The sequence below is a fragment of the Afipia sp. DC4300-2b1 genome, from assembly GCF_049895725.1.
GTDB lineage: Bacteria > Pseudomonadota > Alphaproteobacteria > Rhizobiales > Xanthobacteraceae > Afipia > Afipia broomeae.
The window spans coordinates 979,480-992,734 of the sequence record NZ_JAFCSX010000002.1 but is presented as its reverse complement, the minus strand read 5'-3'; the positions used below and the strand labels follow the sequence as shown (position 1 = coordinate 992,734).

Below are 13,255 nucleotides of genomic sequence, written 5' to 3'. Positions count from 1 at the left end.
AATCCTGTCATGACCGTGTTAAAGGCCGCACTGCTCGCTTTTGTCGCGTCCGTTTCAGCAGCCAACGCTGCGGACTGCCCGCGCAAGGATGCGCTCGGCACCTCGCGTGTCATGACGGTCGATCCGCAGGCATTTCCCCGCGTCGGGCTGAAGAGCTTCCCGCAAACCCTGCCGCTGGCGGACAAGGAAGTCGTCCTGACGTTCGACGACGGCCCCTTCCCGCCGACCACAACGAAAGTTCTGGCCACGCTGGCCGCTGAATGCGTTCAGGCGACATTCTTTCTGGTCGGCAGGAATGCCGAAGCCAATCCGGGAATGGTCAAAAAAATCGCTGCGGAAGGCCATACCATCGGCCACCACACCTGGTCGCATCGCTGGCTGGACAAGATTAGCCAGCCGCAGGCGATCGAGGAAATCGATCGCGGGATCGCTGCCGACGAGAAGGCTTTACACGGTAAGGCAACTTCCGTCCCGACGACGCCTTTCTTCCGCTTTCCCGGCTTCGCATCGACACCCGCCCTGCTGAACGGCCTTCAGTCGCGCGGGATCGCGGTTGTTGGCGCCGACTTCTGGGCCAGCGACTGGGAGCCGATGACCCCGGAGCAGCAGTTGAATCTCATTACCGAGCGGCTCGACAACGCGGGGAAGGGAATCATCCTTTTCCACGACACCAAGGCACAGACCGCCAAAATGTTGCCCGCGTTTTTGCAGTACCTCCGGCGCAACGGCTACAAGGTCGTTCATCTGGTCCCGCCGCGGCCGGTCAAGAGTACGTTGAATGACCGTTAGGAACACCCGCCGAATTAAGCATGCGTTCAGGGGCCCGGCGGTAAGCAGGATGGTCTCGCGCCATCACGGATTGTCCATGCGCCGAACCGCCAGCGGAACCTGTACCGCGCTCCTCACAGCACTTGGCCTGTCCACGGCGACGGCCTCGTTCGGGGCCACCGTTGCTCAGGCCGCCGAATGCAAGGCGGACGCGCTCGGCACCTCGCGCACCATCGTTGTCGATCCGAAGGAGCATTCGCGGATCGGCACCATGCAGTACGGCGAGACTCTGCCGCTGGAAGATCATGAGGTGGTCCTGACCTTCGACGACGGCCCGCTGCCCGCTCACACCAACGCCATTCTCGACATCCTTGCCGCGCAATGCGTCAAGGCGACTTTCTTTCTGGTCGGCCGGATGGCGAAAGAATTTCCGCAGGAGGTGCGCCGCATCCACGATGCCGGGCACACCATCGGCACCCACAGCGAGAACCATCCGACTTTCTTCGGCAAACTGCCACCGGAGCGTATGAGCGCTGAAATCGATGACGGCATAGCCCACGTCTCAGCCGCCCTCGCCGATCCCTCGCAACTTGCCCCGTTCTTCCGGATTCCTGGCTTGCGCCGCGGCGATCTGCTCGAAGCCGAACTGGCCAAGCGCGGCCTGATGACCTGGAGTGCCGATTTCCCCGCTGACGACTGGCGGCATATTTCCTCAACGCAGGTCGTCAACTACGCGCTGTCGCGGCTCGAAACCAAAGGCAAAGGCGTCCTGCTGCTGCACGACATTCAGGCGCGGACACAAGCCGCATTGCCTGTGATCCTTCGCGAGTTGAAGACGCGCGGCTATCGCATCGTCCACGTTGTTCCGGCAACGCCGGAACGGCCAAAGACCGTCACCGATCCCGCGCAATGGGTTCCGTACTGGATTCACGGCCCCAATATCGCGGCGAAGACTCCGAGCGGCTTTGTGTTCGGAGTGGCAGAAACACCGCTCCATGATGCTCCGCGGTCGGTGCGTTCGGTCTGGCTGGCGCGGCAGAAGATGGCCCCGCGGGCGTCCGTCCATATGTTGCAGCCATCCAACGCGCCGCTTTTGGGCAAGCCCGCACGCACGGACATTTCCGCCGCGGCGAGGCCGCGAAGCCTCGCACGCGTTCCGGGCAGTCATCCGGTCCGGGCAAGCGACGGAACATTCAAGCCCCTCACCGCGCCGATCAAAACCGGCAGCCGCACCGATGTGCCGGCCGGTCCGAATATCCGGTGAACAAAAACCGCCCGGCGAGCACTGGACGATTTGAGGCAGTATAGAGTTGTGCTTGGCAGCGATGGCCGAGGCTCCGAGGTGATGCCTCACGCGTCTCACGGGGACACTCGCCTTTGAAAATCGCGACCTTCAACATCAACAACGTCAACAAGCGGCTGCCGAACCTTCTCAGATGGCTGAAGCGGAGCAAGCCGGATGTGGTGTGCCTTCAGGAATTGAAATGTGCGCCCGCATCCTTTCCCGAAAAGGAGCTTCTGAAAGCTGGCTATTCAGCGATCTGGGAAAGCGAGACATCCTGGAACGGCGTTGCGATCCTTGCCAAGGGCGCCATGCCGGTTGCGACAGCCCGGCGGCTTCCCGGCAATCCGTCGGATCATCAGGCCCGCTACATCGAAGCGGCAATCAACGGCGTCCTCGTCGCCTGCATCTATCTGCCGAACGGCAATCCTCAACCCGGTCCAAAGTTCGACTACAAAATGGAATGGTTTTCGCGCCTCGCGAAACATGCAGCAAAGCTTCAGAAGCAAGGTCACCCGGTCATCCTGGCCGGTGACTACAATGTTGCTCCGACAGATCTGGACATCTACCCGACGAAGTCGTGGGCGAAGGATGCTCTCGTGCAGCCGGCGCCGAGAAAAGCGTTTGCCGCGCTGGTGGCAAAAGGCTGGACTGACTCCCTTCGTGAACTCTATGGCGACGAACGGGTCTATACGTTTTGGACCTATTGGCGAAACCGCTTCGAGCGCGACGACGGGCTTCGGCTGGATCACCTTTTGCTGAGCAAGAATCTGGCGCCCAAGCTGATCGAGGGCGGCGTCGATGCCGACGTTCGTGCAGAAGACGGCGCGAGCGATCACGCGCCTGCATGGATCAGACTTCGTTGACCTCCTGCTGTTCATCCACCGCGTAAGGGGTGTGCCCCATGGTTGAATCCAGGGAGCCCTTCCTACCGCCCAGATGGAACACCGCGGTCTCAACGCCGTTGTTCCTGCATGTCAGACGCAACCGACTATCTCATGGCTCATGCCAGAAGGACGATCCTGGAGGCCAGGCGCTTGCCGCCCGGTCCGCCAAAGTTCTGGCTGCGCCACATCGGCAGCGTGTATCACCTGCTCGCCAAGCAGGGCGCGTACACGAACATCGAATTTCTGGAAGATTACCGGGCCGCGCGGCAGGCAGAGGACGATCTGCGAAAGGTTACAGGGCCGTACTGGTCTAGCCGCAGCTAACCACAGGGGCGTCAGATGAATGATCCAAAGAAGCCGGCAAAAGGCGAAGCAAGTGACGAGCCTGAAGAGATTTTGGATGAGCCTTGGGACCATCCTGACCAAGACCCTGACAGAGATCCCGATCTTGAGGACCTGAAGAAATCAGCCGAATAGGGCGCGGGTTAGGACCTGGTCGCATAAGGCGCGAAATGCGAGCGCCCGCGACGGCGGAACTCTCAGGGCCGTCGACCGCATACAAACCCGCACCGCGCGTTCGCGAGGCCTCTGGGCCAGCAAGATCAGCTATTTCAATGGTTTGGCTGTAGTATGGTGCGCTCGGAGGGACTCGAACCCCCACCCTGTTACGGACTGCCACCTCAAGGCAGCGCGTCTACCAATTCCGCCACGAGCGCTAGAAGATCGGCCCGGATTCGCACCCGGCGCGGATCAACGGCGCCCGTGTAACAAATCGAGATTAGGGGGACAAGGCCTAGGCCGATGGTTCGGCAAGGCTTTTCCCGACTATCTGTTATCGGGCGTCCGGGGCAACATCTGCTTGACTTCAACCGCGATGCGGTTGCGGTTGACGACCACCACACCGCTGGCGATAGGCAGGTTGTTGGCGAGCACCTTGACCTCGTCCTGCTCGGTCGCGTCGAGTTCGATGATCGCGCCGCGGCTGAGCCGCATCACCTGATGGACGGGCATCGACGTGGTCCCCAGAACCACCATCAGATCGACCGAGACGTTATCGAGAGTTGCCACTTTGGTTTGACACCCACACATGAATGATGGACGCAGATCAGCACGATTATGGTTACCCAATGGTTAATATGCTCCAGGAGCGCCGCGAAGACCTTGCTTTGACGTCGTTTTTCCCCCGCTCCGGCCCGCCCGCCGAGTGGCGGGTGGCGGATTCGCCGGTGGCCTATCAGGACGCTGTAGAGACCATGGAAAAGCGCGCCGCGGACATCGCCGCCGGGAACGCGCCCGAGCTGGTCTGGCTGCTCGAACACCCCCCGCTATACACATCCGGTACCAGCGCCAAGGCCGCGGACCTGCTCGATGCGCGATTTCCCGTGTTTGCAACGGGGCGCGGCGGGCAGTTCACCTACCATGGCCCCGGCCAGCGGGTGGTATATCTGATGCTCGATCTGAAGCGCCGCCGTCCCGACGTTCGCGCGTATGTCGCCAGCCTCGAGCAATTCACGATTCGCACCCTCGCCGCCTTCAACGTGCGCGGCGAGCGGCGCGAGGATCGCGTCGGCGTCTGGGTGGCACGGCCCGAGAGAGGGCCCGGCCACGAGGACAAGATCGGCGCGATCGGCGTACGCCTGAAGCGCTGGGTCTCGCTGCACGGCATCTCGATCAACGTGGAGCCGGATCTGGCGCACTTCTCGGGCATCGTTCCTTGCGGCGTCGAAGACCCCCGCTACGGCGTCACCAGCCTTGTCGATCTCGGCCTCCCGGTGACCATGGCCGATGTGGACGTGGCCCTGAAGCAGGCTTTCAAGGACGTCTTTGGCGCCTGAGGCGGCCGGGACAGCCTTGCCAACGGCCGCCCTTCCGTGGCGTAATTGGGCCAGTCTTGGAATTTAAGCAAGGAATACAGCCAGAACAGCCTTCGCCTGCAGACACTTCTCATTCGTGCGCCAGCGCTCCCAGGAGCAAAGGTCAACGCCATGCATGTGGATGTGATCAAAAGCCGGGACATGTTGCTCCGCGTTCGGAGCAATTGGGAGGCTGTGTATCAGGCGGACCCCGAAGCGCAGCTCTACATGTCCTGGACATGGATCGCGGGGTGGTTTGAAAAGCTCGGCTGCCAGTGGATCGTCCTGGCCGCGAAAGCGGACGCCAATTCATCCGACTATGTCGGATTCTTCCCGCTGCAACTGCGGACTGAACAACGGCGGAACGGCACGTTCCACAACGAACTGCGCTCCGGCGGCGGCTATTTCGCCGGCTATACCGGCTTCATCTGCGATCCCAAGCTCGATCGGAGCATCATCCCCGCTTTCGCGGATCATACCAAGCGGCTGAACTGGGCAAGACTCCACCTGGAGAACATCTTCGCCTCGCCGGAACGGCTTGCCCTCTTCCTGAACGAATTTCCGTCATCCGACTTCGTCACGGAAAAGATCCAGCGCCCGGATGATGGCGACGGCATCGATCACGATATCTATGTCTATGTGAACCTGCCCGATAGCTGGGACGCTTTCCTGTACGAGCGGCTCGATACGAAAGCGCGGCGAAATGCACGCGCTGCATTGAGACAGGCAGAGGACGGCGAATACAAAATCACCACCCCCACCGCGGAGACGATCGAAGACGACATCGAGGCCCTTCTGAAGTTCTGGGAACTGCAATGGGCCGCCAAGCTCGCCGCGCGATACAATCCGCGGCTGCCCTACGGCATGATGAACAACTTCCGCAACATGCTGCGGTGCTGCTTCGCTGACAATGCGCTGTACCTGCCAATTCTCTGGCAGGGAGAAAACCGTATCGGCATTCAGGCGAGCCTCATCGACTGGAAAAACCGTTCGCTGATCAGCCTGCTGAATGGACGCGATCTGAACGTCAAGCGTCCGCCTCCCGGTTTCGTTCTTCATCTGCAATGCGTCCGCTGGGGGATTGAAAACGGCTTCGCGGTCTACGATCTCCAGACCGGCGACTTCCCCTACAAGTACGACTTCGGCGGAATCGAGCGCCGGGTCGAATGCCTGCGCGTGAGCACGCGTGACCAGCGCAACCTTCGCGGCACACTCGAGCCTTTGACCTTACCGGTGGTTTTCGATCGCGCGTTGCGAATGAAAAAGGAAGGCAGCCTCGAGGGAGCAGCGCAGGCCTGCCGTCAGATTTTGGATGCCGACCCACGCCATGCCGACGCGGCGCAATTGCTGAAGAGCCTTGACGCCGAGCGGCGGCGCGCGGTGCCGGCCAATCTCGCCACGGCCAAGGGCTTCCATCAGCGCGGGCAGATTGCGGAGGCGGAAAGAGCCTATCGGGCGATCCTGGAAGCCGAGCCGAAACACGCCGATGCGATGTATCTCCTCGGCGTCGCCCTCCTCCAGCAGCATAAATACGAAGCTGCTGAGCAGCAGCTCCGGCAGGCGATCGGCTTGCAGCCGGCCGTTGCAATACTTCACTACAACCGCGGTATCGCTCTTCAGCAACTCGGGCGGCATCAGGAAGCGCTTTCAAGTTTTGATTCCGCGCTCGCGCTCAAACCCGACTACAGTCTGGCCCTCGCCCAGCGCAACAGCATCTTGAAGACCGCTCCGCACATCGGCCTCGATCAAAGCCTCTGAAGCTGAGGGAGGCCTTCGAGGATTTTGCATCCCGAAGGCGCTCTCAGACCTGCGCAAATCAGGCCGCGGCACTGCGGGGCGCCGCCGCAAGCTTGCCTGCGATGTAACGGCGTTCCTGCGTCAGGCCGCCGAACCCGTAAGCATCCGCACGCGCATCATGCACATAGATATAGCTCTCGTTGTGCAGCGGTCCGAGCAGATCATCCATGCGCTTGAACGTAGCGGCAATGAAATCCGCCTTCTCGTCCTTGCTGTTGGTCCCGTCGGAAATGTGAATATCGACCCACACGCTGGCGAGGTTCTGATCGGCCAGCGATCGACCGCCGGCGAACCAGTCGGCGGCATCGACGGATTGCACGATCACCGCGGTGACGTTGGGGTCCTTGTGCAGGATGTCCGCCGACAGCTTGGTGACGGCGGCCGCGATGTCGGCCTTGGGTGTGTGACGTTGCGAGGTGTACTGGACTGTAATGAGGGGCATGGACGTATCTCCTTGGTCTTGCGCAATCAGCGCGCGACCGGAAGCTAGACCTTCCCGCATGATATTGATATCTTATCGTTATGTATTTCAATCATAACAGTACGTGATGATAAAATGACCACGCTGGATATCCCGACCGTTCAGGCCTTCCTGCTGGTGGCCCAACTCCAAAGCTTCACCCGCGCCGCCGAGGCCCTCGGCACGACGCAGGCGGCGGTCAGCATGAAACTCCAGCGCCTCGAAGCCACGCTCGGAAAGCGGCTGGTCGAGCGCTCTCCCCGCGCCGTCAGTTTGACTGCCGACGGCGCGGCCTTTCAGGACAATGCGCGCGCGCTGATCGCTGCCCACGACCGCGCGCTGTCGGGATCGGCTCCGGTGCACCAGCAATTGACGCTCGGTCTCAGCGACCATGCGGCGGGCCCTGAGCTTGTGCCCATTATGGAAAAGCTGAACGCTGCATCCTCATCGCTGACACTGGCGGTCACCATCGATTTTTCGCGGACGCTGCTCGATGCATTCGACGGCGGCGAACTCGATGCCGTCGTGGTGCGTCAGGAAGGCAGCCGGCGCGGCGGGGAAACACTTTGCACCGATGAGTTCGGCTGGTTCGCGTCGCCCGGATTCCACTGGGCCAACGGCGAGACGCTCCGCGTCGCAGCGCTGGCCGCTCCATGCGGCGTACGCGCCACCGCAACGCGGGCGCTCGACAAGGCGAATGTGAAATGGAGCGAGGCTTTCATCGGCGGCGGCGTGAGCGCTGTCGTCGCCGCAGCAGCCGCAGGACTGGCGGTCGCACCGCTCGCGAAACGGATCGCACCGGCCGGCATGGTCGATGTCGGCCCGGCGTTCGGATTGCCGCGGCTCAGCCCATCGAAAGTGATGCTTTATTCCCGCGTCAGCGACGCATCGAAACGGGCCGCGCTGCGTATTCTGGCCGCAACATTCCGCAAGGAAGCCGGCACGAAGTAACCTGCGTCAGATCGTCGGCAGAATCGAGAACCGTTCACCCCGCGTGCGCAGGTTCAGCATGTCCTCACCGGCAGGCTCGTTATCGACCGCCGTTACGTGGGCCATGCCTGGCCCATGCCGGCATTTTTCGATCAGCGCCGCCACATCGGATTCGGAGCCGGACAGCACCGCTTCCACCGTACCGTCCTTGCGGTTGCGCGCCCATCCCGCGAGCCCTCGCGCCACGGCCTCGCCCTCGATCCAGGCGCGGTATCCAACGCCCTGCACCTTCCCTCGAACGATGATGTGACGAATGACACCGCTCATCGCTTCGGCCTCGCGTCTTATTTCTTCAGTCCGAGGAAATCGTCGTTGCGAATTTTCACCTCGGCGCTGCGCATTACGCGGTTGGTGAGTTCCGCTGACGGCAGTCCCTTCAAATCCTTCGGAGCAACGCCATCGCGCAGCGCTTTCTGAGTCTCGTAAACAGCCTGCGTGGCCGCCGCGATCGGCTGGTGGCCCTGATTGGCGACACGCACGCGCTGGCTGGCAAGGAACGCCGTATCGGCGAGTTCGCCATCGGCGCTTCCCATGATGATCGGCAGCTTGGTCGCAGCCGCGATGGCCTGAAGTTCGGCGCGGGTTTTCAGACCGGTGAAAAACAGCGCATCGACGCCAGCGGTCTCATAGGCTCTCGCACGCGCCACCGTGTCGTCGATGCCGGTGATCGACGCGGCGCCGGTGCGGCCGACAATCACCAGCGACAGATCGGAGCGCCCGTCCAGCGCCGCCTTCATCTTGCCGACACCTTCCTCGATCGAGATCACCTGCGGCCTGGCCTGCCCATAAGCCTGCGGCAGCAAAGTATCTTCGATGGTCAATCCGGCGGCGCCAGCGGCTTCAAGCTCCTGCACGGTGCGGCGGACGTTGAGCGCGTTGCCATAGCCATGATCGGCATCGACCAGCACGGGAATTTTCCCTGCGCGGCAAATGCGGCGCACCTGCTCGGCGAGCTCCGACAGCGTAATCAGCAGCAGATCGGGATCGCCGAGGATGGTCAGCGACGCAGCGGAGCCGCCGAGCAGTCCAAGCTCGAACCCGACGTCCTCGGCAATGCGCGCCGAGATCGGATCGTAGACCGAACCGGGACGTATGACCTCGCGGCCCGACAGGATGGCACGGAATGCTTCGCGCTTCTCCTGCGGGACCATTTCACCCTCACGCAAATTCGAGGATCAGCGCATCGACGGCGAGTGTTGCCCCGGGTGTGGCGGCGATTTTCTTCACAACGCCGTCGCGTTCGGCACGCAACACGTTCTGCATCTTCATCGCCTCGATGACGGCAAGGGTTTCGCCCGCCTTGACGTCCTGACCTTCGGTCACGGCGATCGAGATCACGAGCCCCGGCATCGGACACAGCACCTTCTTGCCGGCATCTGCGGCCGAACTGATCGGCATCAGGCGCGCCGCCGTGGCCTCCGTTTCGGTGAAGACCTGCACGGGCACTTCATAGCCCTGATAGGCCAGCCGGAAGCCGTTCGGCATCGGCCTCACCTGCACGGCGACCGGATGCCCTGCGATGCTGCCCTGCCAGACCGGATCGCCGGGCTTCCAGTTCGAGAGCAGTGTGACGGGCTGACCGAGCGCGCCATCGGCGCCGACAAGACGCACGACAATCCCCTCGCCATCCCGCGCGACTTCGAGTGGCACTTCGTTCCGGTCGAGCCACACCGCGCGGCGGCGTTCGCGCGACACCGCGCGGCCGTTCAACTGGCCGGAAATCTGGCGCTTGCGCTCGCCCAGAATGTGATCGACAGCCGCGGCAACCGCCGCGATCCGGTTTGCGGTTTCGCCTTCCGGCGTGCGCGGTCCGAAGCCTTTCGGAAACTCTTCAGAGATGAACCCCGTCGACAGATTGCCCTCACGCCAGCGCGGATGGTTCATCAGCGCCGACAGGAACGGAATGTTGTGACGGATACCGTCGATATAAAACGAATCCAGCGCCTGCGACTGCGCCTCGATGGCGGCGGCCCGCGATGACGCATGGGTCACCAGCTTGGCGATCATCGGATCGTAATAGATCGAAATCTCGCCGCCTTCCTGTACGCCGGTGTCGTTGCGCACAGTGATGTCGTCCACCTTGCTCTCCGCGGGCGGACGATACTTCACAAGTCGTCCGATCGACGGCAGGAAATTCCGGAACGGATCCTCGGCATAGACGCGCGACTCGACGGCCCAGCCGGTCAGCGTCACGTCCTTCTGGGTCAGCGCGAGTTTCTCGCCGGCAGCGCTGCGGATCATCTGCTCGACGAGGTCGACGCCGGTGATCAGTTCGGTCACCGGGTGTTCGACCTGAAGGCGGGTGTTCATCTCGAGGAAGTAGAAGCTCTTGTCCTGGCCCGCCACGAATTCCACCGTGCCGGCGGAATCGTAATTCACGGCCTTGGCCAGCGCGACGGCCTGCTCGCCCATCTTGCGGCGGGTGGCCTCGTCGAGTAGCGGCGACGGCGCCTCTTCGATCACCTTCTGGTTGCGGCGCTGGATCGAGCACTCGCGCTCGCCGAGATAGATCACATTGCCATGCTTGTCGCCCAGCACCTGAATTTCGATGTGGCGGGGATCGACAATGAACTTTTCGACGAAAACACGGTCGTCGCCGAACGACGCTTTCGCCTCGGCCTTGGCGAGGTTGAAGCCTTCCTCGACCTCGGATTTCGAATGCGCGATGCGCATGCCCTTGCCGCCGCCGCCGGCCGAGGCCTTGATCATGACCGGATAACCGATCTCGTCGGCGATCTTGGCGGCATGCGCCGCGTCCTCGATCACACCGAGATAGCCCGGCACAGTGGACACCTCGGCCTTGGCTGCGGCCTTCTTCGATTCAATCTTGTCGCCCATCGCGGCGATCGCGCCCGGATTGGGACCGATAAAAACCACCCCCGCTGCCGCCAGCGCCCGCGGGAAAGCTTCACGTTCGGACAGGAACCCATAGCCAGGGTGCACCGCCTCTGCTCCGGTCTGGCGGCAGGCCTCGACAATCTTCTCCATGACGAGGTAGCTCTCGGCTGCCTGCGGCGGGCCGATGAAGACGGCCTCGTCCGCCATCTCGACATGGAGTGCGTCGCGGTCGGCTTCCGAATAGACGGCGACCGTCTTAATGCCCATACGGCGTGCCGTTTTGATGACCCGGCAGGCGATTTCGCCGCGATTGGCGATCAGTATCTTCTTGAACATGAGCTGATTTGGACCTTAAGGGCGGAATTCGGCTGGAAGAGCTTTCAACCGCAAATTTGCATGCACGGCGGGTTGTAACAATTCTGTCGCGAGGCGTAACTACACCAAGTTACCACTCAGCACACCTGCATTGACCGCATACCCATCCGAAAAAGAGTCTCCCATGCGCCGCACCATTTCTTTCATTTCCTTTGGTTTTTTGGCGTTGTCGTCGGCTGTCGCTTTCGCCCAAAACAGCCAGCCCCGCAACCTGATTCTATTCGTGCCAGATGGGCTCCGCGCGCTCAAGGTCACCCCCGAACTGGCGCCCGCGATGGCTGCCGTGCGCGATAAGGGCGTGAATTTCAAGAACCCCCACTCCCTCTTCCCCACCTTCACCATGGCCAACGCGTCCGGGATGTCGACCGGGCACTATCTCGGTGACACAGGCACCTTCAGCAACTCGATCTATACCGGCCGTCCGGTGCAGTCGGTTCCGAGCCAGTTGGGCACGGTCGTGCCGTTCATCGAGCACGACCAGATTTTGGGTGAGGTCGATAAGGACTTCAACGGCGACTACCTCAACGAGGAAACCTTGCTGAAAGCCGCGCGCGACGCCGGATACAGCACGGCCGCCATCGGTAAGGTTGGCCCGACATTCCTGTTCGACCACACCGAGCGGACCGGCACCAAGACCATCACCGTCGACGATCAGACCGGCGCCGTCGAAAAAGACGGCAAGCTGATCGGCATTCCGCTCTCCGATGAAATGAAGGCGGCCCTGACCGCCGCCAACCTCCCTCTCGCGACGCCCGGCCGCGGCGACAACGGCAAGGCCGGTGACGCCAAGACCCCCGGCACGACGGTCGCCAACATCAAGCAGCAGGAATATCTCGCCGACGTCGCCAGCAAGGTCGTGCTGCCGATGTTCAAGGCGCGCAACAAGCCGTTCGTGCTGGTGTTCTGGTCGCGCGATCCTGACGGCACCCAGCACAACCAGGGCGACAGCCTCAACAGCGTGACACCGGGCATCAACGGCCCGTCTTCGCTCGCGGCCATCAAGAATGCCGACAACAATCTCGCTCAATTGCGGAAAGCTCTCGACGACCTCGGCCTCTCCGCCACCACCAACATCATCGTCTCGGCGGATCACGGCTTCTCGACAATCTCGAAGGAAAGCAAGACCAGTCCAACGGTGAAGAACAGCTATCCCGACACGCCGGAAGGTTTTCTGCCGCTCGGTTTCCTTGCCCTCGATCTGGCGAAGGCATTGGACCTGCCGCTGTTCGATCCCAACGACGGCAACAAGCAGGTTGGCGCCAATGCGTATCCGAAAGCCGGCAACGCCCTGCTCGGCAAGGACCCGAGCAAGCCGGATCTGGTCGTTGCGACCAATGGCGGCTCCGACCTGATCTACCTGCCGAAGGGTGACAAGAAACTTGCGGACCGCACCGTGAAGGCGCTGCTTGAACAGGATTACGTCAGCGGCATTTTCGTCGAGGATAAGCTCGGGAAACTTCCCGGCACGTTGCCGCTCTCGACCCTCAGCCTGAGAGGCAAGGCCGTGACACCCCACCCGGCCATCGTCGTGAACTTCCGCTCCTATTCCACGGGGTGCGACGAACCGACGCTGTGCTCGGTCGAAATCGCGGACACCGTTCTGCGTCAGGGCCAGGGCATGCACGGCAGTTTCAGCCGCGGCGACACCATGAATTTCATGGCGGCGATCGGTCCTGATTTCAAAGCCGGTTTTGCCAGTGATCTACCCGTGAGCAATGCCGACGTCGGCATCACAGCGGCGCATCTTCTCGGTCTCAACCGCAAGCCCAAGGGCACGCTGATGGGCCGTGTGATGACGGAAGCGATGCCGAACGGCCTCGTCCCGAAGTCGTTCGCCACCACCATCACCGGCAAGCCAGCCGCCAACGGCCTGCGAACCGTGCTGAAGTTCCAGCGCGTCCAGGAGCAGCGCTACTTCGATGTGGCGGGATTTCCGGGAAAAACTGTCGGCCTTCCCGAACTGGCCAAGACGGCAGGCGCCAAGTAGCGCCTGTCCGTCAGTTAG

14 protein-coding genes and 1 tRNA gene are annotated in these 13,255 nt (G+C 62.1%); 9 read left to right on the top strand and 6 right to left on the bottom strand.

Translation table 11 applies throughout. The features are described from left to right. The first annotated feature begins 9 nt into the window (after positions 1 to 9). From ACP7AL_RS11705 to ACP7AL_RS11685, 5 genes are all read left to right on the top strand, one after another. Positions 10 to 789: a polysaccharide deacetylase family protein gene (locus ACP7AL_RS11705; RefSeq protein ID WP_425991453.1), complete on the top strand. Its 780-nt coding sequence runs from the start codon at positions 10 to 12 to the stop codon at positions 787 to 789. Positions 790 to 865: 76 nt separating this feature from the next. After that, positions 866 to 2,032 carry a polysaccharide deacetylase family protein gene (locus ACP7AL_RS11700; protein WP_425991451.1) on the top strand — a complete coding sequence of 389 codons (1,167 nt, stop codon included), beginning with the start codon at positions 866 to 868 and terminating at the stop codon, positions 2,030 to 2,032. Positions 2,033 to 2,145: 113 nt separating this feature from the next. Further along, positions 2,146 to 2,916: an exodeoxyribonuclease III gene (locus tag ACP7AL_RS11695; protein WP_425991449.1), complete on the top strand. Its 771-nt coding sequence runs from the start codon at positions 2,146 to 2,148 to the stop codon at positions 2,914 to 2,916. A 108-nt stretch (positions 2,917 to 3,024) separates the two neighbouring features. Beyond that, the gene (locus tag ACP7AL_RS11690; protein ID WP_425991447.1) at positions 3,025 to 3,261 is read left to right on the top strand and encodes a hypothetical protein; all 237 of its coding nucleotides are present in this window, start codon (positions 3,025 to 3,027) and stop codon (positions 3,259 to 3,261) included. A gap of 15 nt (positions 3,262 to 3,276) precedes the next feature. Then, entirely contained in the window at positions 3,277 to 3,414 is a 138-nt protein-coding gene (locus tag ACP7AL_RS11685; protein WP_425991445.1) for a hypothetical protein, read from the top strand. A 154-nt stretch (positions 3,415 to 3,568) separates the two neighbouring features. On the opposite strand, the gene ACP7AL_RS11680 is transcribed toward ACP7AL_RS11685, so the two are convergent. Both ACP7AL_RS11680 and ACP7AL_RS11675 read right to left on the bottom strand, forming a co-directional pair. Next, a tRNA-Leu gene (locus tag ACP7AL_RS11680) sits at positions 3,569 to 3,653 on the bottom strand. 109 nt (positions 3,654 to 3,762) lie between these two features. Continuing rightward, positions 3,763 to 4,005: a FliM/FliN family flagellar motor switch protein gene (locus ACP7AL_RS11675; protein ID WP_024921509.1), complete on the bottom strand. Its 243-nt coding sequence runs from the start codon at positions 4,003 to 4,005 to the stop codon at positions 3,763 to 3,765. 59 nt (positions 4,006 to 4,064) lie between these two features. Here ACP7AL_RS11675 and lipB point away from each other — a divergent pair, with 59 nt between their 5' ends. Continuing rightward, the gene (lipB, locus tag ACP7AL_RS11670) at positions 4,065 to 4,772 is read left to right on the top strand and encodes a lipoyl(octanoyl) transferase LipB (RefSeq protein WP_425991443.1); all 708 of its coding nucleotides are present in this window, start codon (positions 4,065 to 4,067) and stop codon (positions 4,770 to 4,772) included. A 180-nt stretch (positions 4,773 to 4,952) separates the two neighbouring features. Next, positions 4,953 to 6,548: a GNAT family N-acetyltransferase gene (locus tag ACP7AL_RS11665; RefSeq protein WP_425991441.1), complete on the top strand. Its 1,596-nt coding sequence runs from the start codon at positions 4,953 to 4,955 to the stop codon at positions 6,546 to 6,548. A gap of 58 nt (positions 6,549 to 6,606) precedes the next feature. Here the strand turns inward: ACP7AL_RS11665 and ACP7AL_RS11660 are convergent, their stop codons facing one another. Continuing rightward, entirely contained in the window at positions 6,607 to 7,029 is a 423-nt protein-coding gene (locus ACP7AL_RS11660; RefSeq protein ID WP_425991439.1) for a tautomerase family protein, read from the bottom strand. 114 nt (positions 7,030 to 7,143) lie between these two features. Here ACP7AL_RS11660 and ACP7AL_RS11655 point away from each other — a divergent pair, with 114 nt between their 5' ends. After that, positions 7,144 to 7,998 (top strand): LysR family transcriptional regulator, encoded by an 855-nt coding sequence (locus ACP7AL_RS11655; RefSeq protein WP_425991437.1) that lies wholly within the window; start codon positions 7,144 to 7,146, stop codon positions 7,996 to 7,998. Between the two features lie 6 nt (positions 7,999 to 8,004). Here the strand turns inward: ACP7AL_RS11655 and ACP7AL_RS11650 are convergent, their stop codons facing one another. The 3 genes from ACP7AL_RS11650 to ACP7AL_RS11640 are packed head-to-tail and all read right to left on the bottom strand — an operon-like array spanning position 8,005 to position 11,211. After that, positions 8,005 to 8,304, bottom strand: coding sequence for an acylphosphatase (locus ACP7AL_RS11650; RefSeq protein WP_425991435.1), 300 nt, complete (start codon positions 8,302 to 8,304; stop codon positions 8,005 to 8,007). Between the two features lie 17 nt (positions 8,305 to 8,321). Next, the gene (locus ACP7AL_RS11645) at positions 8,322 to 9,188 is read right to left on the bottom strand and encodes an isocitrate lyase/PEP mutase family protein (protein ID WP_425991433.1); all 867 of its coding nucleotides are present in this window, start codon (positions 9,186 to 9,188) and stop codon (positions 8,322 to 8,324) included. Positions 9,189 to 9,195: 7 nt separating this feature from the next. Continuing rightward, a complete protein-coding gene (locus ACP7AL_RS11640; RefSeq protein WP_425991431.1) occupies positions 9,196 to 11,211 on the bottom strand; it encodes an acetyl-CoA carboxylase biotin carboxylase subunit in 2,016 nt (671 codons plus the stop codon). 163 nt (positions 11,212 to 11,374) lie between these two features. Between ACP7AL_RS11640 and ACP7AL_RS11635 the strand changes: the two genes are divergently transcribed. Next, the gene (locus ACP7AL_RS11635) at positions 11,375 to 13,237 is read left to right on the top strand and encodes an alkaline phosphatase family protein (protein WP_425991429.1); all 1,863 of its coding nucleotides are present in this window, start codon (positions 11,375 to 11,377) and stop codon (positions 13,235 to 13,237) included. Positions 13,238 to 13,255 lie beyond the last annotated feature (18 nt).